Origin of the sequence: Pseudoalteromonas sp. S2893, assembly GCF_005887105.1 — a bacterium.
Taxonomy (GTDB): domain Bacteria; phylum Pseudomonadota; class Gammaproteobacteria; order Enterobacterales; family Alteromonadaceae; genus Pseudoalteromonas; species Pseudoalteromonas atlantica.
The window spans coordinates 189,180-214,397 of sequence record NZ_PNCY01000006.1; the positions used below are offsets into that span (position 1 = coordinate 189,180).

Below are 25,218 nucleotides of genomic sequence, written 5' to 3' on the forward strand. Positions count from 1 at the left end.
TGATTATATTTCAGCCATACGCTTTAACTTTTAGTGACAGTGGGCACTTAATTATAAGTCGGTTAGGTGCCTACTTTAAATGTGATCACCCTCCTTGGACTTCGAAGTCTTTTAGTCTGTGTTTCCTCTACTATACTTCTTTCTTTGGTTGTTATTGTTAAATTAAACAGATCAAACCAGTGCTTTAAAGAATAAACTTGTAAAATAACTTTATAATTTTAAAGGGATTATTTTTATTTAAATACGCCGCTTCGTTTTTAGTGTTATGAACATGTAAAACTTTTACATAATCTTTATTGCATTCGAATGCAAAAAGCGATAGTTTTTATAAGTCGAAAAAATAGGCATTTAAATCGCGCTTTTAATCATTATAAATACTTAAAATTCGGTTGCGGGTTATTTAGCCCTTAAATGCTTAATAAAATAACTTATATCAACAGGTGGAGAATTAATCTCATGGCCGCACATATTTTACGTAAAACACTTATTTTTGCTGCAGTAAACACGGCGATATTGGGCTCAGCCTCGGTATACTCGCAAGAGGCAAAGTTAAACCCTAACAAAGAGTTGGAGGTTATTTCGGTTACCTCTACTAAGCGTGTTAAAAGTATTCAATCAGTGCCGTTGGCTGTGACCGCTGTATCTGCTAAAGATTTACTAGAAAATGGCGTTACTGATATCTTAAACCTTGATAGCTTAGCGCCAGGGTTAAAGTCGGGTGTGTCGGGCAGTGATGCTCGCCCAGCTATGCGCGGTGCTAGAACAGAGCAAGTAGAGGCTAACGATGTTGCCATCGCGTTTTATTCTAACGGTGTTTATCGTCCTCGTCACGGGCAGGCGCTTGCTGGGTTTGTTGATTTAGAGCGTGTTGAAGTATTGCGCGGGCCACAAGGTACATTGTTTGGTCGTAACTCATTTGGTGGTGCGATTGATGTTATAGCTAAAAAACCAGAGCTAGATATTACCGAAGGCGGTATGGCCGTTACATTTGGTAATTATGGTCATTTACGTGGTGAGGGCTTTTTTAATGCAGCGCTTACTGATGATACCGCGGTGCGATTTACTGGCGTTCGAGAAATAAGAGATCCCTACGTTGAAAATACATTTAATGAAGATGCAGGCTTAAAAGATGCTGATATGTATTTTTTACGTGGCCAAGTTTTTACTGAAATTAACGACGATATAAATTTAAATGTAAAAGTAGAAACGTGGCAGGATGAATCAAATGGCGGCGGTGCTTTTGGCTACCATATTTTAGGCGTTCCTATAAATCCTGCAACGGGTAAAACAAGTTTGTCGGCACCATTAACTGAGCGAATTGGTCGTGACGATGTGTGTGGCAGTAATTGTGGCCGCTTTGGCGCAGGTTTAGATAACGCTGCAACACCTGGGCTTGATACCGCACAGGCGGTATCGTCAGACCCATTTACTCAGCAGTTTGACTATAAACCATCGCGTGATGTAAGTGATGTAAGCATTAGTGCAGAGCTTAACTGGTCATTAGAGTCGGTAGATTTGAAAGTGATTGCAGCCTCAATGGATTACGAAGAAACGCGTCTTACTGATGGTGATTTTTCGACTTATGCAACCACGGTTGATGGCAATGCGATTGAATCAAAAACAAACTCGTTAGAAGTGCAGGTTAGCTCAACGTATGAAAGTGACTTTGAATGGGTAGCGGGTATTTATTTGCTTTCAGAAGATTTAGACAACGCATTTTTAAATGGCAGCTATGGCGCTGTGGTTGATAATGTGCCAGATACAACGCAACCCCAAGAATTTCAGTACGCGTCGTGGTTAAATCAAATTCAGTTAGAAACAAGATCAGCTGCGGCCTACTTTCAAGGTAATTACACATTTAATGATGATACACGCGGTATAGCCGGCATTAGGTATACAAATGACAGCCGTGAGTGGGATATTTACGGCCAAAACCCAGATAACTTAAGCACGCTCGATTTTTCTGTACTTGAGGTTGATAACGCAGACGATGATTGGAGTAAAGTAACCTGGAAGCTAGGTCTTGAGCACGATTTAGCAAGTTCTCAACTGCTTTATGCTACAGTTTCTACGGGCTTTTTAGCGGGTAACGCACAGGGCGCTTTTAATGGTGAAGATAGCTACGATGAGCAAACAGTAACGGCTTACGAGCTTGGCTTTAAAAGTATGCTGCTTGATAATTCATTAAGATTTAACGCTTCTTTATATTACAACCAGTACGAGGACCTACTTTCTACTCGTTTTCAAAACGTGGGTGGTACGGCGGTGTCGTTTTTTGGTAATGCCGGGGAAATTGATGCTGCAGGTCTTGAGTTAGAAATTGATTGGCAGGCAAGTGATGCATTGCGCCTAGGGGCACGCGCCGCGTTTACAGACTCAACGTATGGCGACTTTGTTACGCCAAATGTATTTGAAGAGGGTGGAGAGACCATTAATGGCGTAGATAACTTACTGCAACTAGATGGTAATGACGTGCAGCTAAGCCCTAAATACAATATTACACTATTGGCCAGTTATGAGTTTGATTTAGGTGATAAAGGCCGCGTTGTGCCTGCTACCAGTATTCAATTATCGGATTCGTATACAACCAACGATTTGCCTTTTTCATTTGGTACTCAAGAAAGTTACCAAAAGTACGATGCTAGCCTTGCATGGTATTCGGCAGATAATGAGTGGTCTGTACGTGCGTATGTTCAAAACGCAGGAGATGAGCTTATACTACTTAGGACAGTCCGCTTTGGTGGTAATGTGGCTGCGGCCGATTATGCTAATCCTCGCACTTATGGTGTAAGGGTAGGCTATAACTTTTAGGCATTTTTCAATAATGTATTTTAAGGGTTAAGTAAAAGTGTAAGTTTGTGCATTTTGCTAAAATATAGCATTGAAATTTTAAATTAAACAATCGCTTACATAGAGCCAGTAATAAATTATTACTGGCTTTTTTGTGTTTCGAAATCACTTTATTTTCATTTTAATATATTGTTTTATTTAGGTTAATTTCGACAAGGTTATTATTCGAGCAAAAAGTTGTTGATCTTTTTGACTTCGAAGTCTATTTTAGATCCATGCATTTTCAATTGATACAACTTGTTTACTGTAATAATTGAAAATGTAGGTTTGGGGAGAACTAAATACGTTTTATACTGGGGAGAATAACTATAATGAAAGCTAAATTTACACGGACTCTCGTTCACTTTGCTGTAACCACCGCTATTGCAGCAACCACAATGAACGCACACGCTGCGCAAGAGCCAGAACAAGCACAAGCGCAAGAACAAACCGCAGAGCCCGCGATAGAGCGTATAGCGGTAACGGCAAACCGTCGCTCACAAGACCTACAGGAAGTATCATCATCAATAACAGCATTAGGGGAAGGGGACATTGCCCGTGCTGGTATTATTGATGTTACGGGTCTTGAGCAAGTGGTACCAGGCTTACGCATGGGTTCGTCGGGTGGTGAAGTTAGACCCGCTATGCGTGGCGCTCGCACCAACGAAGTAGGTGTAGCAGGCACCGGTATTGCTGAGCAAATTGTAGGTATATTTCAAGATGGTATTTATGTGCCGACTACCTCATCGGGCTTAGGCGCGCTGGTGGATGTTCAACGCATTGAGGTATTACGCGGGCCGCAAGGTACGTTATATGGCCGAAACACGTTTGCGGGCAGTATTAATATTATTACTAATCAACCTGTTTTTGACGATTTACTGGGGAGTATAAAAGTTGAAACAGGCAGTTATAACCGCAGCGCTTACGAAGGAATTATAAATATTCCAGTAAGCGACACCGTGGCAACCCGTTTTGTAGTGGCCTCTGATCGTCACGATGGTTATATCAATAATTTAGTTGTTCCAGGCCCTTCAGATGACTTGCGCGAGAAAAACCAGTTTTATATGCGTAACGTTACTAAGTGGGAGCCAAACGAAAAGTTTAATGCCACAGTGCGCTTTGATTACTCTCGTAAAGACTCAAACTCAGAAGCTATTTGGGGTTACCAACAAATAGCTGGCTACCAAATTGAAGAAACCTCGCCGGGGTCGGGTGTATTTAACACCACGCCTACAATAACCGAGGGGCATATTTATCAGCCAAGTGATGCACAGCACGAAGACCTTGGCCCGTATGATGTATACCGCAATGGTTTTTCACTTGATAAGCAAGAAAGCTTTTCGACCACATTAGCACTTGAATGGTATACCGACTTTGCTGATATTAAATGGACCACCAACTACTCAACGCTTAGTGGTAAGCAATATTACGATAACGACTACAGCGACGGTGGCATTGATTTTGTAGGTGGTTTTGGTCGTGAGGATGACCAAAAAACACTTTCATCTGAGCTACAATTTTCATCTAACGATGAGGGTGATTTTTCGTGGATTGGTGGCCTTTACTACTTTGACCAAGAAGCAGATTGGAGCTGGTTATCGCATGCAGATACCACAGGCGATGGTGTATCAGACTCTGTTGTAGTGCCTTCATGGGGGAACCCAGATTACGACCCGCATACGGCTAAATCTATTGCGGCGTATGGGCAATTACGCTACCAAGTAACAGAAGATTTGCGCGTGGTAGGTGGATTGCGTGTAAACCAAGACGACAAAACATTTACCGGCGATACAATACCAGATTGGGATGACTCTGCGCTACTTTATAAAGCGGCTGCCGAGTACGACATTAATAACGATATTATGGTGTATGCAAGTGTAGCGACAGGCTACAGAACCGGTGGCGCAAACGACTCGCGCGTTGTAGCTCGCGGTGCTGACCCACTATATGATAACGAAGATGTTATCTCTTACGAAATGGGTATGAAAAGCTATTTGCTTGATGGCGCAATGCGTTTAAATCTTTCGGTATTTATGAACGAATACGAAGATGTAAAAGCACAGTTATTTGCAACCTCATGTAACGATACGACCACTGGCGATACTGTTTTAGAGTGTGTTGCAGCAGGTACTGCTACCACCTTTGAATACTACGAAAACGGCGGTGATGTAGAAACTGTGGGCCTAGAAGCTGATATTCAATGGGTGCCAATTGATAACCTAACACTAACAGGTACTTTATCTCTGCTTGATAGCGAATTTGCTGATGGTTATGCAGTAGGTAATGAGCAACTACGCCCATTATTAGCATTAGGTAACTTAGAAGGTCGCCAAGATATAAACGACAGCTCTAGTCAGTTTAGTTTTGAAGGCTGGAGCCCGGCTATGGCACCTGAATACAGCGTAGGTTTTTCAGCTCGTTATGAGTTTAGCTTAGGGGGGGATTCGTACTTAGTACCGTACATTCAACTAAATTACTTAGACGATTACTACGCGTTTGATACGAACATCCCAGAGGTGCAAGTAGATGCGCACTTAATGGCTGATGCACGTTTAACTTGGTACATAAACGACAGTGTGCAAGTAGAAGCGTACGTTAAAAACATTGGTGATAAAGCGATTTTAACCCGTGGTGTAGTGCACTCACAAATCGTTGATGGCTTACCTGCAAACTCAGTACAAGCTAACTGGAACAACCCACGTACGTGGGGCGCAAGCTTAAAATATCAGTTTTAGAATTTCCTAAAATGGCCGCTACGGTCATTACTTTCAGCCAGCTATTTATTAGCTGGCTTTTTTTATTTTAAGCTTGTTAGTTAGCTTCAGTTAGCTTCAGTTAGCTACTATTTAACTTTACTATTGTATTTCCCCCACCTTAGCTGGCATTTATTAAGTGCGCTTTTATTGGCTTTAGATTGTAAGCTTAACCCCTCTAACCAGCCCTTCATTTAAGTTTGCTAAATGCATACGTGTATTTAAGCCATAAGTGCGTAACTTACAATGGGGGGCTTGGCTGTTGGTTGGATACTCGGGCTTTAGTAAGGCGAGGCTGATACTTTATTTACTGCCTTTAACTATTTTAAAGCGTTATTTTTTAAATAAGTAATACCCACTCGCTTAATTAAGTGAGCTATTTTGAGTTATAAAAGCGAGTCATTAACAAGGTAAAAATTGCTTAAGTATGATTACAGGTTGCTACAAAGGCCATCTATAAAAAAAGCGCTCAGTGAGCGCTTGAAGGGAAGTGGAAAAGGTGACCTTATAATGCAAACTGCTGGTTAAGTGCCAGCGTGTCGAATTGCATTACTTCGTGGGTTATTTGATTATCGCTGATGCTAATAACGCTAATTATTTGCTGACGTACACGTACGTTTTTAGCATTAAAGCTGCCATCGAGAGTCCAGCATAGGGTGGCTTGGTTTTGCGTACTGTCATACTCAACGGTTTCTAGCTGGGCATAGCGTCTGCTTAGCGATTGCGTAAAATCTAAGTGGCAATCAAGCAGCGCGCTAATAGGTTGTGGCTGTGTGTTACCTGCAAGTACAGCCGTAGCGCTTGGAGTATAAAGGGTTTCAAACTGAGCCAGGTTGTTAGTTTGCCAAATTTGCCACCAGTTATCTAAAGTACGAGCAGTGTGAGAGGGCAGCTCGCAAATAGCGCTGGGGGTTGCATGAAAAGTAGTAGGGTGCAGCTGGTTATCTAAATCGCTAACAATAATCGGGTCACTTTTTGGTAGTTTAGGAATAACCGAGCTGTTATTTACCGTTGTATTTACATACTCGTTATTGGCAAGCGACAACGTATCAACCACACATTTTACTGACTTAATAAAAGTCCCGTTGTGTTTTATTACAAACGTTAAACGCACTGGGTTTTTAAGCTTTTTAGGCTGTAAAACCAGCTGTAGGGTTTCACGTTCTGCGCCTACACTATGAGTGTGCGATACACACTCAGACACACCATATTGAGCTAAAAAGCTAAGCCACAAAGGCTGCGCCTGCAAAGCACCCATGGCGGTAAAGTGGTGCTGCTGCCAACGGCTACTGCGAAGCAACTTGCTGCTTAGGCCTTCAATGTCGGCTTTAGTGTATAAATCGATAATAGCGTTGATCATGCATTTTCCTCCCACTGTGATTTGTTGACTAATGCATGTGCTTTAAATAAGTTTGCATAAAGTGCTACTTCATCAAAAACGGTGATCTCTTCGATGATTTTTTTGTTTTTAATACGCAAATGCGATGCGCCTAAAATAAAGTAAGGCTGCTGTTTAAGCTCACTTAGCTCGCTATTTTGCGGATTAAAGTGGCCGGCTAGCGACCAGCGTATCGCTACATCTGTTGTGGTTTCGTCAAATGGGGTAATAGCTATATGATCAATCGTTAATTTGGCGTCGGGGCAGGTTGCAAAAAATTGTATAAATACGCCGTTAATTTGTGCAAGTCCGGTGGCCATTCTGCCGCTAGGCCATTGCTGTGTGGCCGTTAAACTGTAAAATTCGTGCACTTTAGCAAACTGTTTTTGATTAAATAGCGTGTCTAACCAAGTGTGGGCAAATGCCGCAAGCTCACCCTCTACAATGGGCGTACTTGCAACGCGGTGATCTATTGCAATTACACGGTTAAATTCATCGTTTAGCCACTGCGTGTGTTTTTCTTTACTCGGAATGTTTGCCATGTGTTTGGCTACATTAATAATGTTTAAGCCAAGCTGCTTAACTAAAAAACCGTTGTCGCGCACTAGCCACTCTTTAACTATTTTGTTTTCAAAGCATACGCAGTCGGCAATGGTTGTAACACGCCCTGTTTTATGTGTTGCTGGGCCAAACTCAGAGTTACCTGTGTTAGTCATTACACTACTAATTAAATGTGATGAGTAATAGTGCTCGTTGGCTTCTTCTGAAAACACCACATTTTCGCCAATTAGGCTTCTGTCGGGGAAGGCCGCAATAGTTTTAAGGGTGCCTTGAATAACATCTTCTATGTTTTCGCCATAGGCGCCAAGGGTAAAAACAGGGCATACATCGGCGTAATAGCGATAGCATAAGCCAATGTTTTTTTGTTCCCAAATACGGTGCGTTATGCGTAAAATGTAATCAACGATATCAACAAATTCGTCATCAAAACCGATTAAAGGCTGTTGTTTGTTACCTTGCGGGTTTAACACGCTCGATAACGGCAACCAGTAAGGTTGGGTCATATTATTGTGCTTGTTCATGCTCACCTCTTAATTAGCTGCGGCTATTTTGCGTTGCATTTGCTCAAAAATATCAATGCCCATTCCATCTAATAAATGAGGGATATCAATAGCGACCCAGTTTTCTTTTAATATGCCGTTTTCGCAGCGCCAAAAGTCCATGACACGCGGGAACAGCTTATTGCCAGAAGGCGGTAAACCTAACCAGTCTTCACCGGTATGGGTGCCATACATGTGAGGCCAGCCGCCGGTAGCAACAAAGTTATCGTGACTTACTAAACACAGTGTTTTATTAATACCGCGATCAGGAAAGCCTTTTAAAAACGGCCCTTGATGGTGCTCTCTAAAGCCGCTAATTCCGCGGGTTGTACCAATGCCTGCTGGGCCATACCAAATAAAGTCTGGGTGCCAGTATTTTTCTAAATTAATGCTGTATAAGTCTTTACCGTCATAGCGGCCAAGCTCTGTGAGCATATCAACTACAAGTTGCTCGTTGGTTTTGCTAAGCGTTTCGTTTTTATCACCTGTTGGTACGCCATCAAGTGTGGTGGGGGGCATAACTAAACCTGGGTAACCTAAGCTTGGGCGTAATGGGTTTACGCCTACTTGGTTCATTACATCAATTAAATCTAAAAATGTGTAAACATTAACCACTTGGTTGTTTTCTATTTGCGCCATTTCGCTGTAGCGAATAAACACACTTTTGCCGCTGGCAGGAATACCCAATAAAGGCTGTGTAAATGTGCCGGTAAAATACCCTGTTGCACACACCCATTGCTCACCTTTGTAGTCGCCCTGGATAGAGATAAACGGTTTGCGCTCTATGTCAGGTAACGAATGTTTAAGTACGCCAAAGTAGTCATTAATCACATTTTGCTTTGTGCTAATAGGCTCAAAAGGGTGGCTTACCTGCCATTGAACGGAGTCTGCAAGCAATGCTTGATTTGGCAATTCTGCAGCGCTGAAGTTTTCGAAAAGCTGTTCTAAAATATTCATTTATTTCACCTTACACAAAATATTCAAATAACATGAGAGAGGCAAAGCTCAGTACAAAAAAGCCAAGTAACCAGTAATTGATTGAGTCAAACTTACCCGGAATTAAGTACCAGCCGTTTTCTTTTTCTGGACGTTTTTCATCTTTAAATGCTTTTAACTGACCTTTAATGGTGTATTCGTTGTAATCCTCTTGATAGCCATCAAATGCAATACTTAACGCAATGCTAAATACAAGGCAGGTTATTGCCCCTATGGCGCAGTACCATGGCCATGCAATGTCGGTAAACAGTGCGCACACAGCAACGGTAATAAACGACACTAAGGTGCCTATTAATAAGCCTTTTTCGGTGGTGTGCTTAGAGAAAAACCCAAGGGCAAACATGCCAAGCTGAGCACCTACAAAGTACGAGCCTACTTTAGTGAGTATTTCTAAAATTGAGCCTTCGCTGTATAGGTGATACATAATGGCCGGAATAATAATGATCACCGCCCAACCTAGCGTAAATAAGCGAGTAACATTTAAATAGTGAGCGTCGTTTTTTTCAGGCGCAAAGTACTTTTTATAAAAATCGATAGTACTTATGGTTGAAAGTGAGTTAAGTGCTGAGTCGAGGCTCGACATAGATGCTGCCATTACCGCAGCGGCAATAATGCCCATTAACCCTGGTAAGCCATAATCAGCTGCAAACTGTAAAATAATTAAGTTGTCGTTTTCAAAAGTGCGCCCGCCGTAGTAGCTATAAAACAGCACGCCCATAAATATAAAAAACAAGTAAATAAAGAACGCGATAAAGCCCATTAGTAAGTAGGATTTTTTAGCATCGCCAATATTTTTAGCGGCAAGGGTGCGTTGCACCATCATTTGGTTAGTGCCATACACCGTAATGTGATACAGCGACATAGCCAGCACGCCAGACCACACGGTAGTTACTTGGGTAAAGTCGAGCGAGAAATTAAGTGGGTCTAATTTACCTTGGCTTTTTAGCTCGCTCAGAGTTGAGCTAAATGAACCATCCATTGAGGTGATAAGGGCATACATAATAATACCAGCCCCTATAAATAAGATGGCTGACTGAATTACATCGGTCCATATAACGGCGGTTATGCCACCTAGCATGGTATAAATAAGGGCGATTATGGTAACTAAAAATATCGCAGTTATAACATTTATATCGATAATAAAGGCCAACACTAAGGAGGTTGCATACAGCACTGCGGCTGAACCCATAGTTTGCGATATTAACCAAATAGTAGAGATAAGTAAGCGGGCCTTTTTACCAAAGCGGCGCTCTTGGTATTCGTAAATAGAGGCCACACCCGCGTTGTAAAAAAACGGAAAAAACAAACACACCACCGCCACAATAACCAGTGGGTAGTTAAGGTGTATGGCAATAACCGAGAGTCCCTCTTTGTAAGACCACGCTGGCGCACCTAAAAAGGTGAGCGCACTTACGTAAGTAGCAACAACCGATATACCAATAGCCCACCAAGGTGTTGTTTTTCGACCTATGTAAAAGTCGTTAGCACTACTGATCTTTTTACTAATTACAAACCCAAGTATTAGGTTGGCAATTATGTACCCGATGAGAATGCTCCAATTCAACAATCCAAAATCATTCATAATTAATCCTGTTAGATTAGGTTTTACGGGCTTGAGAGCCTATTTGTATTTTTTATTTTGAATCATCATGAATCACTTTGACTTCGAAGTCAATTCTCATTAGTATTATTTTAAAGCAATTTATAACTTACTATTCACAGGCTTTTAATTACTCTTTAAATGCAATACATTTTGTTAAAGTGTGTTTAACGGCGGTTTGAAGACATTAATTTGACTGCGCAAACAATGAGGAATAATCATGGCAGATATACTTAAAGATAAACAACTAGTTCGTCAATTTCATACTGCACTAGAAAAAGCACAAGGTAATGATTTACAAGCCGTATTTAATGAGTTTATGGCCAGTGAATACAGCTTTAAAGGGGTGCATCCGTTTAATGAGCTTGAGTGCGCTAATGATGTAATTGCCCAAGTTTGGCAGCCATTATTTAGCTCGTTTAGTGCGCTGCAGCGCCGTGAAGATATTTTTATTGCAGGGCAAAGCGAAGCCGACGGCGGCCAGTGGGTGATGAGCATGGGTCATTTTATGGGCTTATTTGATAAAGATTGGCTAGGTATTGCGCCAACCCATAAGCTTGCCACTTTGCGCTATGCCGAATTTAACTGTGTTAAAGACGGAAAAATAATTCAGACCGGTTTTTTTGTCGATATTATTGGCCTTATGATGCAAGTAGGTTTAAACCCGCTGCCGCTCTCAACCGGGCAATATTTTACGTATCCTGGGCCACGTACGCACGATGGTATTCGTTTAGGTAAAAGTAGCGATGAGCAAAGCGAAAAAACAATGGCGCTGGTAAATCAAATGATTGATAACCTAACCGCGCTTAATAAAAGTGGCGTTGATACGTGCCCGCCCGAAGTGCTTGGTAAAACCTGGGATGAAAACATGGTGTGGTATGGCCCAGCAGGCATTGGCGCTACTTACACAATTAAGCGTTATCAGCAGCAGCACATGTATCCGTTTAGAGAAGGGCTAACGGGTAAAGTATTTAACGGCCATATTTGCCGTTTTGCTGAAGATGAGTTTGCCTGCTTTTTTGGTTGGCCTAACTTAACTAACACGGCCATTGGGGGCTTTTTAGGCCTACCGGGTGCTAATACCCCAGCAGATATGCGCGTGGTGGATGTGTATCACCGCGAGGGCGATAAACTGGTAGAAAACTGGGTCATTATTGATATTCCTTATTGGTTAAAACAACAAGGCCTAGATATTTTAAAGCGCACGCAAAGTATTGCGAACCCTGGCGCATAGTCTATTTAAGTAATAAAAAAGCTCTGTTTTACAGAGCTTTTTTTGTTTATACGCCCTAGGGCGCAAAGTTTAAATAGCGCGCTTTGGTAAGCTCTTTCATGCGTGCGAATACATCTACCCCAATTTGATGGTACACATCAAGAATATCTATCAGCACCCAGTTTTCGCGAATTAAGTTATTCTCGGCGCGCCAAAAGTCGAGACTACGCATGGTTATTTGCTGATTTGCAGGCGCAATACCTAACCAACCATCATTACTAATAGTCATGCTCATACCCGGCCATGCGGTAAAGCCAACATAGTTTTCATCGGCAAATAAATAGCCTTTACTTGCATCACCTACTCGGTTTGGGAGGGCATTTAAAAACGGAATTTGATGCCAGTTTCTAAACCCTTTTATACCTCGTGCAGTGCCTATGGTACTTGGCCCATACCAGCTACAGTGCGGGTGCCAAAATTGCTCAAGCTTCATGGCCTCTATACCGCCTTTGGCATAAAAACCAAGGTGCTCACACATGTCGCCCACAAGTTTTAAGCTTTGTGCTGCGTGCTCTTCATTGTATGCGTTTGTGATTAATCCATCTTGCGTTGCAGGGCCTGGTACATGCCACTCTTTCCCTAAGCTTACCGAAAGCGGCCATACTTTAGCTTGCATCATTACTTCGGGAATATCCCAAATAGCTTGTACTTCTACCACTTTGTTATTTTTAATACGGTAAAACTCATGAAAACGCATGCTAACTTGGTGCCCAGTAGGGGGGATATCAAGCCATGGCTTTTCAAACGAACCGGTATAATAACCGCAACAACCTACCCAGTCTGAGTCGTTAATTGAGCTACCTGCCATAACGATTGTATCGCGGCGCTCTAAGCCTACAAATGCCTCGCTAAGCGGTAAATAAACTTGCTCAATAAGTGCATTAGGGTTGGCAAGTGTTTCAAACGGGTAACACAGCTGAATGAGCGCGTCATCGCTAAACACGGTATTAATTTGTGTATGCAAGGCGTTTATATCAAAGTTATACAGAGCCTGTCTAAAGTCGTGTATTAACGCTTTATTTTTATTATGAATGTTCATTGTTTTGGGCTCCTGTTGCTGTTTCAAATTGCTCTCGCAATTGCTTAGCGCCACTTAATAAAAAGCTGTGATCTGAGCCTAATAAATAAAAGCTCACGCCTAATGATTGCCAATGGCTCAGCTCGCTCAAATTACCTACAAACATGCCACAGCATTTATTATATTTAGCCGCTGCCTTGGCTATTTTAGTGACTGCCTCAAGTACAATAGGGGCGCTTGGGTTGGTTTCGCCAAGGGAAATGGTTAAATCCATACGGCCTATAAAAATGCAGTCTATTTCATCTATTTGGCACAGTTGCTCGATATTATCCAGTGCATCGGCATCTTCTATTTGCGCAATAATACAGGTTGATGACTTATTGCTTGCTAGGTTATCGGTTAAGGCATGGGTTGTGTAACCAGCAAAGCGGCTTGAACCGGCATAGCCTCGGCCGTTATTGCCATAAAAGCAGTTTTTAATAATTGCTTTTGCTTGTTCGGGGGTTTTTATATGCGGCAGCACAAGGCCATCTGCGCCTATATCTAAGCTACTTAATAAAGTGGCGTGGTCTGTATTACTAACACGTATAAGCGTGGGCATATTTTTAGTACGTGCTGCCATTATGCAGCTATCTAAATCGCCTCTATCAAAGGGCGCATGCTCTGCATCAAGGCACAGAACATCAAGGTTAGTGTGAGCCAATACTTCTGTATTATGATAATGCGTGCTTTTAATAAAGGTACCTAGCAGTAGCTGTTTTGCATTTAACTTTTGCTTTAAATTCATGATAAAGACTCCAACCAGTCTAATAAAATTGTGTTTACCGTATTACTTCGCTCAAGCGGGGCAAAGTGAGCGCAATGACCAAGCAGTACGAGGTCACTATTAGGCGCTGCTTCATGCATACTTTGCTGAACACTTGCCGGGCATAACGGGTCATGCTCGCCCCCAATAATGAGTAGTTTTTTTGTACTTTGCTTTATTACGCTTAACGTATCTTCGCGGGTGGCAAGTGCACTCAGCTGGGCGCTAAAGGCGTTAATACCCAGATCGTCTGCCATGCTAAGTACGGTCTCTTCATGGGCTTTATTTGGTTGGTAAAAGTAGTGCGGTAAAAAGTCACGTTTAAGCAGGGCTTCTAAACTGCTGCTTTTGGCGTGTTCAATTTGTTTGAGCCTAATTGCAGGGCGCTCAGGTTTATCGGCTAAATAATTGCTCGACATTAAACACAAGGAGGTAACAAGCTCAGGGTTTGATTTTAACAGGGCAAGCGCAACAATTCCGCCCATGGAAAAACCTATAAATGGGCCCGGCTCTTGTACAATTTTTTTGCAAAGTTCTACCATTTGCAAAATGCTAGATTGCTCGGTGAAGGGTATTACGCTCGGTGTATAACCTGCATTTTGCAGTGCGTTAATTTGCGCTGCAAACATGCGGTGATTACACAGTGTACCAGGTAAAATATAAACAGGATTTTTGGCCACAAAAATTCCTTAATTTAACGTTTTTTAATAGAGTTCCCTTCAATTAATGAACCAGTAAATACCCGAACTTCTGCAGCCGCTTGAGGGTTTTCAATGCGCTCCATTAAAATATCAACAGCGGCTTTAGTAAGCTGTTTCATTGGCTGTTGTACTGTGGTTATTTGATAGTTGTACCACGAAGAGGCATTAATACCATCAAATCCTACAACCGACATGTCGTCGGGCACTTTAATGCAAAAGTTTTCTTTTAGTTCATCAATTACGCCAATTGCCATAGCGTCATTACTGCATATTATGGCATCGGGCTTGGGGTGTTTTTTTAACCATTTTTTAAGTGCGTCGCGTGCCGATTTATACCCATAATCACCATAAATAACCGGCGTGTCTTTAACGCCTAGGGTTTGTAAATAATTTTCGGCTATTTCTCTGCGCTCGTTTGCAACATCTGAGTCGGTAGGGCCGGAGATAATTAAATACGATTTATGGTTAGCTTCGTGTAATAAATCAATTAACTGTTTAATGCCTTTGTCGTGATTACAGCAAACGGTGTTTGCATTCGACTCAGGCACATGGCGGTTATAAAGCACAATAGGCGTACTGTGTTTAGCAAATAAGTTTAAGCTTTTACTATCAAAGTGAGCAGCTAGGGCAATTACACCATCAACCTGAAAGGTCCATATGTTTTCGAGTAATTCATCTAGCTCTTCTGCGTTATCAAGTGTAAAGAGCAGCACACGTTTATTGTGCAGTGCCAGCTCTCTGTTTAGCTCAGAAAGCACCTCTGGGTAATTCAGGTTTGCTTGCGATGACAATATAACCGCAACCATACCCGATTGTTTGGTGATCAACATACGGGCAATAGCATTCGGGCGATAGCCCATTTCATTGGCCGTTGCGATTACTTTTTCACGGGTTTTTTTAGACACACTAAAACCGGGTCTAAAAACACGTGATACCGCCGATTGCGATACGCCCGCTACACGGGCAACATCGTATGAGGTGACTCTTTTTTGCTTCAAGATTTACTTCCTATATCGTCTTACACGAATGTCTGCTTGTTCTTTGTGGCCTGCGAACCCTTCTGCAGCACATAATCGTGAACAATACTCACCAACAACCACCGAGGCTTGCTCTGTTACTTGCTGAAAAGTACATGTTTTTATGAATTTACCTACCCATAGGCCGCCAGTATAACGCGCAGCTTTACCTGTGGGTAGTGTATGATTTGTACCAATACATTTATCACCATACGAAACATTAGTTTGCGGACCTAAAAATAAAGCGCCAAAGTTTTGCATGTTCTCTTTAAAGTAATCGGTATTGCTGGTCATCACTTGCACGTGTTCAAACGCTAAGTCGTTGGCAACTTGCAGCATTTCTTCGTAGGTGTCACATACAATTACTTCACCGTGATCTTCCCATGCTACGCCTGCAATATCGGCGGTGGGTAAAATAGTAAGCTGCCTTTGCACCTCAGCGATTGTATCTTTAGCTAGTTGCTCTGAGTTGGTGAGTAAAATAGCCGGTGAAGTCGGGCCGTGCTCAGCTTGGCCGAGTAAATCTGCCGCACATAGCTCGCCATCTACACTGTCATCGGCAATAACGAGGGTTTCGGTAGGCCCGGCAAATAAATCAATACCAACACGGCCAAATAGCTGACGTTTTGCTTCGGCTACAAACGCGTTACCTGGGCCAACTATCATATCTACCGGCGCAATAGTTTGTGTACCAATTGCCATTGCAGCTACCGCTTGCACGCCGCCTAAACAATAAATTTCATCGGCTCCGGCCATATCCATCGCGACTACAATTTCAGGTGATGGCTTGCCATTAAACGGTGGAGCCATGGCTATTACGCGTTTAACACCCGCTACTTTAGCGGTTAATACGCTCATGTGCGCAGAGGCTAATAGCGGGTATTTACCACCTGGCACATAACAGCCTACGCTATCCATAGCGATATGTTTATGACCAAGGGTTACGCCCGGAAGAGTTTCTACCTCTACGTCTTTCATTGAGTCACGTTGTATTTGTGCAAAATTACGTACTTGGCTTTGCGCCCACTTAATATCGTTAATTAATTGCTCATCAAGTTGTGTATAGCAGGCTTTAATTTCGTCTTCTGAAAGTTTGAAAGACTCCGGAGTCCAGTTGTCGAACTTTTCAGAGTACTCACGAATGGCTGCGTCACCTTCGGTTTCAACATGCGCTAAAATATTCTCTACAATATCTCTTACTGATTGATTTTGTTTTTGTTTTGAGTCAATTGGTTGACCCTTTTTTAAATGCTTTATCATTGCTAGTGTCCTTAGTGAGTCGTTGTTATATACACATTTGATGAGACGTATTGGTTAAATAATGTCTTGCATCTAACTGCACTCTAATTAATAATGACTTCGAATGCAATATAGAATTTAGGTGAACAAATGGGATTTGATAAAACGCTTTTAGTGGGTAAAACCATTTTAGTGACAGGTGCAGGCAAAGGTATTGGTAAAGCATGCGTAGAAAAATGCGTAGATGCAGGGGCTCAAGTTATTGCAGTAGCACGTACCCTCAGTGATTTACAAACACTGCAGCAATACGCGCCTGAGCAAATAGAAATTTGGCCGCTAGATATAAATAGCGATGCTTTTTTTGAGCGTTTAAAGGCGCTAAAAACACTTGATGGGCTGTTAAATAACGCCGGTATAAATCGGGTTGCGCCAATGCTTGAGCAAACAGATGAAAATATTGATGACGTAATTGCGATGAATATTCGCAGCGTTTACAAAATTAGCCAAGCGGCACTGCCAGCGCTAATAAATTCTGGTGCTGGGGCGGTGGTTAATATGTCGTCGCAAATGGGGTTTGTAGGTTCACCTAAACGTACTTTGTATTGCATGAGCAAACATGCGGTAGAGGGGTTGAGCAAAGCAATGGCGGTTGAACTTGCCGATAAAAATGTGCGCGTGAACACCGTAGCCCCCACCTTTGTAGAAACCCCAATGACCAAACCCATGCTAGAAGATGCGACGTTTAAGCAGTTTGTTTACGACATGATCCCACTGAAAAAAATTGCCCAAACCGATGATATTGCCAATGCTTGTGTGTTTTTACTAAGCGGCCTTTCGGCAATGATCACCGGTACAAGTATTAAAATTGATGGCGGTTGGACCGCACAGTAACCAATTTAGGAGAGAGTAATGAGTGTATTTGCAGATAGGTTAGTACGATACGACGATTTAATTGCGTGTAAAAATGCCTTTATTGATACACGCTCGCCGGGGAGCGATCAAAAAGAAAACTTTACAATTATTGGCCCAGGCGTTGCCGAAAACCCAAATCAACATGTGCATATTTCTATTCCTCATGGGTTTAATATTGGTGGTGCGCGCCAACCTGCAGGGTGTTTAAATTCGCAGCATAGCCATTTAACTGAAGAAATTTTTGTAGTACACAGTGGTACGTGGGCTTTTTACACTGGTGTTGACGGTAAAGATGCCAAGGTAATTTTAAATGAAGGCGATATTATTTCGATCCCGATGGATATATTTAGAGGGTTTGAAAATGTTGGTGACGGCGTAGGCTATTTATATGCGGTACTTGGAAGTGATAACCCAGGTAGAGTACTTTGGGCTCCGCAAGTATTTGACATGGCAAAAGAATACGGACTAATTTTGCTAGAAAATGGCAGCTTAGTAGATACCACGTTAAATGAAACCATTCCCGATGGCGTAAAGCCAATGGCAGTCACCAGCGAAGAGCAAATAGCGCAGCACAGAGTAATAACCGATGAAGAGCTGGCACAAACAGTGGTTAAAGCCAGCAACTTTAACTGGAATAAACGCTCGTACCTAAGCCAGTTTGATGGCGTATATGAAGCGCCGTTAGTCGGTAATTTAAACGCCAAAACATGTATTCAAACACAGCTAAACTGGCCTCATGGCTTTAATATTTCTGCGTTAAAGTTACAACCAGATGCACAGGTTGCGCCTCATATTCGTTTTGAAGAAGAGGTTATATTTGTTCATCAAGGAAGCGTAACAATCGACTTAGGTGATGAAGTATTAACGCTTAACCAAGGTGATACTTTTTCAGTGCCTATTGAGCACGTAAGAGCCTATAGCAATAATAGCCAAGCCGACTGTGTGCTTTATATAACGCGCCGCCACGACGCGCCAAAAGACCCACAATTTGTTTAAACTTTAATGCTATATAAAATTTAAGGCACTTAGCTTGTTTTAGCTAAGTGCTTTTTTCGTGGTAAAAAACCAGTAACCAACATAGTACCCACAATAACAAATAATGCGCCGAGTAACGTATTTGGCCCTATTTGCTCATCTAAAATTAAATGCCCCCAAAAAATGCCAAATAGCGGAATTAAAAACGTAACCGTTAAAGCTGAGGTTGGGCCTATATCGTCAATAAGTTTAAAAAATAAAATATAAGCAAGTGCGGTACACACCACGCCAAGTGCTAATACGCCGAGCATAACGTTGGTACTAGGTATTTCGCGCATTGGCATAAAAAGTATAAGGGGCAGTACTATAAAACTGGCTGCCCACATAGAGCCGTGTGCGTTATCGAACGGGGCAAGCTTAGGGGCATTTTTTGTATAATGGGATGCAATGGCATAACACAGGGAGGCGCATAGCGCTGCTGCAATCGCAATAAGTGACTGACTATTTAATACAAAATGATTTTGCCCAACTAAAATTGCCACGCCTATTAAACCCAACAGCAAACCTAACACCATGCTTTTAGTCGGTTTGGTTTTGCTCCAAATAATGCCCACCACCGCGCCCCATATGGGCGTTGTAGAATTTAAAATAGATAAAGTAGAGGCGCTAATCGTTTGCGCGGCATAAGCAAACAGTAAAAAAGGTAGGGCGGAGTTAAGTGCACCAATTATAAAAAAGTGCTTTGTGTGCGCAGTAAACGCCAAGCGGCGTTTTAAGTACAGCGCCACAATAAAGAGGGTGAGTGCGGCAAAGCCAACTCTAAACTCTATTAACACCGCTGGGCCTAAGCTGTTTGCTGCCATTCGCATAAATAAAAATGACGCGCCCCAAATTGCAGCCAGAAAAAATAACCGAAGTAAACTTGCTAAGCTCATGATAGTATTTTAATTATACAAATTAATTTACAGAGTAACAGGCTTTGCATTAACTGTAAGCCAGATTCGGTACTCGCATATAAAAATAATAAAAAAGGAATAGTCATGAGCCGATATTTACTGATCACAGCAATTATGGGAGTGGGTTTATTAAGTGGTTGTGGGTCTACGCCTATTAATTTATATGATGACATAACCATGAAAAAACATGAGTACAATGGCATAAAAGCGTATAAAAAAGGAGATTATAAACAAGCCTTTATGTATCTAAAAGACCCTGCAGCACTTGGCTATAAAAGCGCGCAATACACATTGTCGTTTATGTTTTTAAAAGGGCAGTACTTAACACAATCCACTAACATGGGTATGGGGTGGTTAGGCGTTGCAAAAGAGGCTGGAGTTGAAAGTTGGCAGGCGCAATATAATACCTTTTATAACGCAGCCACTTCGGCGCAACAGCTTAAAATAGACGAAACCGTTGCGTTGTACATAAGCCAATATGGCAGTAAAGCACAAAAAATGACGTGTCGTCGCTCAACAACCCCAAGGCGCACGTTTGGCGAGATTAAAATTGATTGTAACAAACACGAGGGCACTGTGACTAAATACGAAGTGCAAACAAAAGAGTAATGCTAAGCGGTGGCTTGTTTTTGTTCAAAGTCACTTTTTACAATTTCGAGCGCTTTTAGTACATCCTCTGGAGCAACCTCGTGCTGCTCCAAAAGCATAATTAAATCCACTGCCAGTTTTACATGTGTAGGGGCGTTATCAAGTGGGCTGGTCATCTAAATCTTTCTTTTTTGAAATTTGGCTAATTGCAACATCAATAGCGGTTTGTACGCGCTCTTCCATGTGAATACGTTCACTTTGTGGTAAATAAAAGGCCATATCTACATCGTATCTAATATAACGTGGCGGCAATTGATTAAGTACCGTGCAACAAAAATCGGCCATTACATCTTCACTGTAAACTTTATCTAGTTTACGTTTAATGATTTCTTCAACTACAATTTTTTCGTAAAAGTTATGTATGTCGTCGTGCAGTCGCATCGTGCTAGCGCCTTTTATAGAGTCCGTTTATTTGAGTGTATACTAAGCACTAAAATAAATCGATAGCAGCTTTAAATAGTTGTTTATGAACATTAATTAACGCATTTAAATTACGTTGATAACCGCCACCTAAAGCGCACATAAGTGGGATGTTATGGGCTTTGCAGTAGTTAACAATAAAATGATCGCGCGCATAAACCCCTTCAAGCGATACGTTAAATAACCCTAGCTCGTCTTTTTCGTAAATATCAGCCCCTGCGTTATATAAAATAATGTCGGGGTTATGAATACGCACGCAAAATTCGAGGGCTTGTTTTAACGTTGTTAAGTACTCGGTATCTGATGTGTTTGCAGGTAGGGCGAAGTCGTAATCGGAGTGTTGCTTTAAGCGCGGAAAATTTTGCTCGCAGTGAATAGAGCAAGTAACTATAGCGTTATTATGTTGCGTAATTTGTGCCGTGCCATCGCCTTGGTGTACATCACAATCAAATATTAATACGGTATCGGCTTGGTTTGTATTGATTAAATGCGCGCCAGCCACAGCCAAATCGTTAAAAATACAAAAGCCACTGCCGTAATCGCTATATGCATGATGATAGCCACCACTTAAATTAGCGCAAAAACCATGTTTTAGTGCGTATTCGCTGCCTTGAATACTGGCCCCAACCGAAAGTAGCGTACGCTCTACTAATTTGCGTGAATACGGGAAACCCATTTTTTTAATTGCTTTATTACTGAGCGTGGCGTTTAAAAAATCATTTATGTAGCCTGGGCTATGGCACAGTGCAAGCTGCTCGGGCGTAGCTTTGGTTGGTGTATTAAACTGTGTAGCCCCAAAGCCTAAGCGTTCTATTTCTGCTTTTAGCATTTGGTATTTTTGAATAGGAAAACGGTGGCGTTCAGGAAGCGTTAAATCACTGTAAAGCGGGTGGTAAAAAAGCTGCATTAGCGTAATTGTTGTTTTTCGACTTGTTGAATTTTATCTTCGGTGGCCGAAATAGCTTTACGACAACGGCCTAAACGCGCATGCGTGGTTAAAATTTCCATATTAAGTTTTTGCGCTTGCGCTGGGCTGGCTTTTTCCATTTGTAGTTTACGCTCTTCAATCATTAACACTAAGCGTCGTTCAAACTCATGGTTTTGTTTAAGCTCGTCGTATAGCTCGTGCGACGATTGCATTATTTTTTTTACGGCTTGCTTATAAACCGTATTTTTGGGTCTAGGTTTGTACTGGCTTTTGTTTTCTTTTGCCCAGATGGGGGTCGATTTAATAACACTAAATACAGCTTGTACTTGATTACCTATGCGCTCGAGTGCATAAGCATAAGCATGGCGATGATCAATTGGTGGTAAGCTGGTAATTTCGTCTTCAATTTCTGTTACGTAGTCAGTTAGGTTCATGCTTTTAGTACTAAATACGCCGCGGTCAAATAAACTAGGCTGCGCCTGCATATAGCGGTTTTTAGAAAACAACTTTGCGCTATCAAATTGCTCAGCTTGTTGTTTAAGCGTAGCAACTTGTTGGCGTAATTTATCTAACGCGTGGGTTTGCATTTACAAATAAGCCTCGTAAATCAGTTTTAATGCTAGCAGTATAACCATAGTGTTAAAAACAGGGCGAATAAACTTACCGCCAAAGCGAATGGCTGAGTGAGCGCCAATCCAAGCACCTAACATAATAAAAAAGCCCATGATAAGGCCTAATAAAAAGTTTACATGACCAAGTGCCACAAAGGTAATAAGCGATATAAAATTAGATACAAAGTTCATTGAACGGGCTAAACCACAGTTAAGCAGTAAGCTCATTTTATAAAATAAACTATTAGATGCGGTCCAAAAAGTACCGGCGCCTGGGCCTGCTACGCCATCAAAAAAACCTAACGCTAAGCCCTGTAACCACTGCTTTAGTTTAAGTATTGCTGTTACTTTTGGTAAATCATCGCCCTGTGTGGTGCTTAAACTACCAAACAAGCTATAACAGGCCACCATAATAATAATGATAGGCAAAAGCTTATTTAAAAATTCAATACTTAAGTGATCGACTATTAACGTACCAATCACAGCGCCTATGGCTGTAGCAAAAATGGAATTTGCCCAAAATTTAGGACTAAATAGATTTTTTTTATAATACGTGTAGCTGGCCGTTAATGAGCCAAAGCTTGCCGCAAGCTTGTTGGTGCCAAGCGTTACATGCGGTGGCAAGCCTGCGGTGAGTAGTGCAGGGACTGTTAATAAGCCACCGCCGCCGGCAATTGCGTCAATAAAGCCAGCAGCAAGGGCTGCGGCACATAAAACTGCCAGTGTTGTGGGATCTAAAGCAAGTTCAAACATTAATAATCTATTTGTCTTTTAAAAGGTGGTAAGGTGTCGAGCATGGCTTTGCCGTAGCGCTTGGTAATTAAGCGTCTATCGAGAATGGTTATACGGCCTTCATCGCTCTCTTTTCGCAGCAGTCTACCACAGCTTTGTACCAATTTCTTTGCTGCATCGGGCACCGTAATAGACAAAAATGGATTACCGCCTTTACTTTGTACAAATTCGGCTTGGGCTTCTTCTATTGGTGATGTAGGTACTGCAAACGGTATTTTTGTAATTATTAAGTTTTCTAAATATTTACCAGGTAAATCAAGCCCTTCTGAGAGGCTTTGCGTACCAAATAAAATACTACCTTTACCGATATCAATATTTTGGGTGTGTTTTTTTAATAATGCCTCGCGCGACATTTCGCCTTGCACTAATAAGTTAAAACCTTTTGTTCTAAGAAACTTAGCCACATGGTCCATTTGCCAGTACGAGGCAAACAACACCAAATTAGCTTTTTTTGTGTTTAAGTACTCTGGCAATGTTTGCGCTATATGGTCACTAAATGCTTTGTCGGTTGGCTCAATTTTACTTACCGGGATACGCAAAGTGGCTTGTTTAGGGTAATCAAACGGAGAGGGCACTTTAATAAACTTAACGCCTTCTTCTTTTGCTAAGCCGCTTTCATAAGCAAAGTGGTCAAACGAACCGAGGGAACTTAAAGTTGCCGAGCATAGTACCGCCCCTGCGCATTCATTCCATAGCTTGTCTTTTAAGTAGTAGCCAACTTCGATAGGGCAATCACTTAATAGGTGATCGTGATGGTTTTTATATTCTAAACGTTTGATCCACCTTGCGTGAGGTGTGCCTTCGCCTTTATTTGCATAGCTATACCACAGCTTATTTAATTGCTCTAAGCGGTTTATATAGTGCCCGCTTTCGGCCAAAACAGGGTCGGCAACGTAGGGTTTTATATCGCCATCGCTTACATCTTGAGTGAGGGTATCGTGCATTTTATTTAAACAGCGCAGTGCATCTAGTGTGGCGTCACTTATATCTTTAGCTTTGTTGTGCAATGATTTTGGTATTTCGCCATGCTCAAAACGATATGTATCGTCTTTTGAGTATTCAAAGTCGGCATTATCAAGAATATCACGTACCACTTTTAAGTCTTTATTAGCATCGTTAATGCTATCGCACAATTTGAAATTTTGACCAATGGCCTTTTGACCTACTAATACTTTAGACATTTTGCCACTAAATTTAGTGAGCTTATCGAGCCAATCAATGGTGCCTTTAATAGTGGCCGCTGCCGATGAAAAGTCGCGGGTAATATGCGCAAGGTGGTGAGCTTCATCTATGACATAAATGGTGTTATCGGGCTCGGGTAAAATTTTACCGCCCCCTAAATCCAAATCTGCCAGTAGCAGTGAATGGTTAATAACAAGCACATCCATTTGCATAAGCTGATTACGAGCAAGCTGAAACGGGCAGGTTTGATGGGCTTTCATTTGGCGTTGGCAAGCGTGTTTATCGCATGCGATTAAGTTCCACACTCTATCGGGTATGGTGTCGGCCCAACTATCTCTGTCGCCTTGCCATTTTTTATTTACATAGGCATCGTAAAGGCCTTTTAAACATTTAGTTTCCATATCACTTAGCGGCGAGGTAAGTGTGGGCATAAACTCCATTTGCGTTTGGCTATCGCCATTAACAGCGTTATGTAATTTATGGGCACATATATAGCGTTGCCTACCTTTTACTAGGTCAAACTTAAAGTCGAGCCCAGAGTGTTTTTTAAAAAAAGGCAGCTCTTTTGCTATTAATTGTTCTTGTAGGGCCACGGTAGCAGTAGATATAACCAGCTTCTTTTTTTGAGCAAGGGCAAGCGGTAACGCGCCTAAACAATAAGCAAGCGATTTACCAGTCCCTGTGCCAGCCTCAATAACACATATTCGCTGCTTTTTATGGTATTCGCCAGCCAGTGTTTTTGCTATTTCGGCAACAAGGTAGTTTTGGCTACTGCGGGGGCGGTAATCACTAAGGTTACTAGCCACATGCTGGTGTACTTGCCTAATTGTTTTTTTTAGTTGGTCAGAAAGCATGGGGAGATAAACCTAAAATATGTATATAATTACAGTGTATGGATTTTAGAGTTATAACCGTGTAACTACAAGCAAGGATGAAATTAATTTAGTAAATTAATGCGGCAATTTTTTAAGTTTATAAATTACTCCCTATTATGGCCTGTTTATATTTTGAGGTTGAACAATTTTCAATCCTTAACGTTCATGGCTCTAAAGTAGAAAAACAAAATATAAGTAAGGTTTATTGATA

At 41.7% G+C, this 25,218-nt stretch carries 22 protein-coding genes; 6 read left to right on the forward strand and 16 right to left on the reverse strand.

The window, feature by feature from the left end:
* The first annotated feature begins 456 nt into the window (after positions 1-456).
* On the forward strand, positions 457-2,811 hold the full coding sequence (locus CWC04_RS03150; protein ID WP_164521611.1) for a TonB-dependent receptor: 2,355 nt from the start codon (positions 457-459) through the stop codon (positions 2,809-2,811).
* A 350-nt stretch (positions 2,812-3,161) separates the two neighbouring features.
* Entirely contained in the window at positions 3,162-5,564 is a 2,403-nt protein-coding gene (locus CWC04_RS03155; protein ID WP_096041992.1) for a TonB-dependent receptor, read from the forward strand.
* Positions 5,565-6,087: 523 nt separating this feature from the next.
* Here the strand turns inward: CWC04_RS03155 and CWC04_RS03160 are convergent.
* Genes CWC04_RS03160 through CWC04_RS03175 form a run of 4 tightly spaced genes read right to left on the reverse strand, consistent with a single transcriptional unit; the run spans position 6,088 to position 10,638 of the window.
* The gene (locus CWC04_RS03160) at positions 6,088-6,942 is read right to left on the reverse strand and encodes a nuclear transport factor 2 family protein (RefSeq protein ID WP_096739884.1); all 855 of its coding nucleotides are present in this window, start codon (positions 6,940-6,942) and stop codon (positions 6,088-6,090) included.
* On the reverse strand, positions 6,939-8,042 hold the full coding sequence (locus tag CWC04_RS03165; RefSeq protein ID WP_064386752.1) for an ester cyclase: 1,104 nt from the start codon (positions 8,040-8,042) through the stop codon (positions 6,939-6,941). The genes CWC04_RS03160 and CWC04_RS03165 overlap by 4 nt, the downstream gene beginning before the upstream one ends.
* A 9-nt stretch (positions 8,043-8,051) precedes the next feature.
* Positions 8,052-9,017, reverse strand: coding sequence for a nuclear transport factor 2 family protein (locus CWC04_RS03170; protein ID WP_054982244.1), 966 nt, complete (start codon positions 9,015-9,017; stop codon positions 8,052-8,054).
* A gap of 10 nt (positions 9,018-9,027) precedes the next feature.
* Entirely contained in the window at positions 9,028-10,638 is a 1,611-nt protein-coding gene (locus CWC04_RS03175; RefSeq protein WP_024033725.1) for a sodium:solute symporter family transporter, read from the reverse strand.
* A gap of 238 nt (positions 10,639-10,876) precedes the next feature.
* Between CWC04_RS03175 and CWC04_RS03180 the strand changes: the two genes are divergently transcribed.
* The gene (locus CWC04_RS03180; RefSeq protein ID WP_055255210.1) at positions 10,877-11,890 is read left to right on the forward strand and encodes a nuclear transport factor 2 family protein; all 1,014 of its coding nucleotides are present in this window, start codon (positions 10,877-10,879) and stop codon (positions 11,888-11,890) included.
* A gap of 55 nt (positions 11,891-11,945) precedes the next feature.
* On the opposite strand, the gene CWC04_RS03185 is transcribed toward CWC04_RS03180, so the two are convergent.
* The 5 genes from CWC04_RS03185 to hisD are packed head-to-tail and all read right to left on the reverse strand — an operon-like array spanning position 11,946 to position 16,729.
* Positions 11,946-12,968 (reverse strand): ester cyclase, encoded by a 1,023-nt coding sequence (locus CWC04_RS03185; RefSeq protein WP_138684582.1) that lies wholly within the window; start codon positions 12,966-12,968, stop codon positions 11,946-11,948.
* Positions 12,955-13,734 carry an HpcH/HpaI aldolase family protein gene (locus CWC04_RS03190; RefSeq protein ID WP_029772148.1) on the reverse strand — a complete coding sequence of 260 codons (780 nt, stop codon included), beginning with the start codon at positions 13,732-13,734 and terminating at the stop codon, positions 12,955-12,957. Before CWC04_RS03190 ends, CWC04_RS03185 begins: the two co-directional genes overlap by 14 nt.
* Complete coding sequence (locus CWC04_RS03195; protein WP_138684583.1) at positions 13,731-14,432, reverse strand: alpha/beta fold hydrolase; 702 nt, start codon at positions 14,430-14,432, stop codon at positions 13,731-13,733. Before CWC04_RS03195 ends, CWC04_RS03190 begins: the two co-directional genes overlap by 4 nt.
* A gap of 14 nt (positions 14,433-14,446) precedes the next feature.
* On the reverse strand, positions 14,447-15,454 hold the full coding sequence (locus tag CWC04_RS03200) for a LacI family DNA-binding transcriptional regulator (protein WP_029772146.1): 1,008 nt from the start codon (positions 15,452-15,454) through the stop codon (positions 14,447-14,449).
* Positions 15,455-16,729: a histidinol dehydrogenase gene (hisD, locus tag CWC04_RS03205; protein ID WP_024033719.1), complete on the reverse strand. Its 1,275-nt coding sequence runs from the start codon at positions 16,727-16,729 to the stop codon at positions 15,455-15,457.
* 129 nt (positions 16,730-16,858) lie between these two features.
* Here hisD and CWC04_RS03210 point away from each other — a divergent pair, with 129 nt between their 5' ends.
* Complete coding sequence (locus CWC04_RS03210; protein ID WP_054982250.1) at positions 16,859-17,599, forward strand: SDR family NAD(P)-dependent oxidoreductase; 741 nt, start codon at positions 16,859-16,861, stop codon at positions 17,597-17,599.
* Positions 17,600-17,617: 18 nt separating this feature from the next.
* Positions 17,618-18,616, forward strand: a complete 999-nt coding sequence (locus CWC04_RS03215) for a cupin domain-containing protein (protein ID WP_138684584.1) — start codon at positions 17,618-17,620, stop codon at positions 18,614-18,616.
* Between the two features lie 29 nt (positions 18,617-18,645).
* Here the strand turns inward: CWC04_RS03215 and CWC04_RS03220 are convergent, their stop codons facing one another.
* A complete protein-coding gene (locus CWC04_RS03220) occupies positions 18,646-19,530 on the reverse strand; it encodes a DMT family transporter (protein ID WP_138684585.1) in 885 nt (294 codons plus the stop codon).
* Positions 19,531-19,635: 105 nt separating this feature from the next.
* On the opposite strand from CWC04_RS03220, the gene CWC04_RS03225 reads away from it, so the two are divergent.
* Complete coding sequence (locus CWC04_RS03225) at positions 19,636-20,160, forward strand: sel1 repeat family protein (protein WP_121637237.1); 525 nt, start codon at positions 19,636-19,638, stop codon at positions 20,158-20,160.
* 2 nt (positions 20,161-20,162) lie between these two features.
* On the opposite strand, the gene rsmS is transcribed toward CWC04_RS03225, so the two are convergent.
* Genes rsmS through dinG form a run of 6 tightly spaced genes read right to left on the reverse strand, consistent with a single transcriptional unit; the run spans position 20,163 to position 24,986 of the window.
* Positions 20,163-20,315 (reverse strand): pleiotropic regulatory protein RsmS, encoded by a 153-nt coding sequence (gene rsmS, locus CWC04_RS03230; RefSeq protein WP_024033713.1) that lies wholly within the window; start codon positions 20,313-20,315, stop codon positions 20,163-20,165.
* Positions 20,299-20,580, reverse strand: a complete 282-nt coding sequence (locus tag CWC04_RS03235) for a late competence development ComFB family protein (RefSeq protein ID WP_004585951.1) — start codon at positions 20,578-20,580, stop codon at positions 20,299-20,301. The genes rsmS and CWC04_RS03235 overlap by 17 nt, the downstream gene beginning before the upstream one ends.
* A gap of 49 nt (positions 20,581-20,629) precedes the next feature.
* Positions 20,630-21,526, reverse strand: coding sequence for a histone deacetylase family protein (locus CWC04_RS03240; RefSeq protein WP_138684586.1), 897 nt, complete (start codon positions 21,524-21,526; stop codon positions 20,630-20,632).
* A complete protein-coding gene (locus CWC04_RS03245) occupies positions 21,526-22,134 on the reverse strand; it encodes a primosomal replication protein (protein ID WP_138684587.1) in 609 nt (202 codons plus the stop codon). The genes CWC04_RS03240 and CWC04_RS03245 overlap by 1 nt, the downstream gene beginning before the upstream one ends.
* A complete protein-coding gene (locus CWC04_RS03250) occupies positions 22,135-22,911 on the reverse strand; it encodes a TSUP family transporter (protein WP_138684588.1) in 777 nt (258 codons plus the stop codon).
* Positions 22,911-24,986, reverse strand: a complete 2,076-nt coding sequence (gene dinG, locus CWC04_RS03255; protein WP_138684589.1) for an ATP-dependent DNA helicase DinG — start codon at positions 24,984-24,986, stop codon at positions 22,911-22,913. Before dinG ends, CWC04_RS03250 begins: the two co-directional genes overlap by 1 nt.
* Positions 24,987-25,218: the final 232 nt, after the last annotated feature.

Bases quoted from the DNA above. Each gene is read 5' to 3' on its own strand.
- CWC04_RS03150 (WP_164521611.1), top strand. From the start codon at position 457: ATGGCCGCACATATTTTACGTAAAACACTTATTTTTGCTGCAGTAAAC.
- CWC04_RS03155 (WP_096041992.1), top strand. From the start codon at position 3,162: ATGAAAGCTAAATTTACACGGACTCTCGTTCACTTTGCTGTAACCACC.
- CWC04_RS03160 (WP_096739884.1), bottom strand. From the start codon at position 6,942: ATGATCAACGCTATTATCGATTTATACACTAAAGCCGACATTGAAGGC.
- CWC04_RS03165 (WP_064386752.1), bottom strand. From the start codon at position 8,042: ATGAACAAGCACAATAATATGACCCAACCTTACTGGTTGCCGTTATCG.
- CWC04_RS03170 (WP_054982244.1), bottom strand. From the start codon at position 9,017: ATGAATATTTTAGAACAGCTTTTCGAAAACTTCAGCGCTGCAGAATTG.
- CWC04_RS03175 (WP_024033725.1), bottom strand. From the start codon at position 10,638: ATGAATGATTTTGGATTGTTGAATTGGAGCATTCTCATCGGGTACATA.
- CWC04_RS03180 (WP_055255210.1), top strand. From the start codon at position 10,877: ATGGCAGATATACTTAAAGATAAACAACTAGTTCGTCAATTTCATACT.
- CWC04_RS03185 (WP_138684582.1), bottom strand. From the start codon at position 12,968: ATGAACATTCATAATAAAAATAAAGCGTTAATACACGACTTTAGACAG.
- CWC04_RS03190 (WP_029772148.1), bottom strand. From the start codon at position 13,734: ATGAATTTAAAGCAAAAGTTAAATGCAAAACAGCTACTGCTAGGTACC.
- hisD (WP_024033719.1), bottom strand. From the start codon at position 16,729: ATGATAAAGCATTTAAAAAAGGGTCAACCAATTGACTCAAAACAAAAA.
- CWC04_RS03210 (WP_054982250.1), top strand. From the start codon at position 16,859: ATGGGATTTGATAAAACGCTTTTAGTGGGTAAAACCATTTTAGTGACA.
- CWC04_RS03215 (WP_138684584.1), top strand. From the start codon at position 17,618: ATGAGTGTATTTGCAGATAGGTTAGTACGATACGACGATTTAATTGCG.
- CWC04_RS03220 (WP_138684585.1), bottom strand. From the start codon at position 19,530: ATGAGCTTAGCAAGTTTACTTCGGTTATTTTTTCTGGCTGCAATTTGG.
- CWC04_RS03225 (WP_121637237.1), top strand. From the start codon at position 19,636: ATGAGCCGATATTTACTGATCACAGCAATTATGGGAGTGGGTTTATTA.
- rsmS (WP_024033713.1), bottom strand. From the start codon at position 20,315: ATGACCAGCCCACTTGATAACGCCCCTACACATGTAAAACTGGCAGTG.
- CWC04_RS03235 (WP_004585951.1), bottom strand. From the start codon at position 20,580: ATGCGACTGCACGACGACATACATAACTTTTACGAAAAAATTGTAGTT.
- CWC04_RS03240 (WP_138684586.1), bottom strand. From the start codon at position 21,526: ATGCAGCTTTTTTACCACCCGCTTTACAGTGATTTAACGCTTCCTGAA.
- CWC04_RS03245 (WP_138684587.1), bottom strand. From the start codon at position 22,134: ATGCAAACCCACGCGTTAGATAAATTACGCCAACAAGTTGCTACGCTT.
- CWC04_RS03250 (WP_138684588.1), bottom strand. From the start codon at position 22,911: ATGTTTGAACTTGCTTTAGATCCCACAACACTGGCAGTTTTATGTGCC.
- dinG (WP_138684589.1), bottom strand. From the start codon at position 24,986: ATGCTTTCTGACCAACTAAAAAAAACAATTAGGCAAGTACACCAGCAT.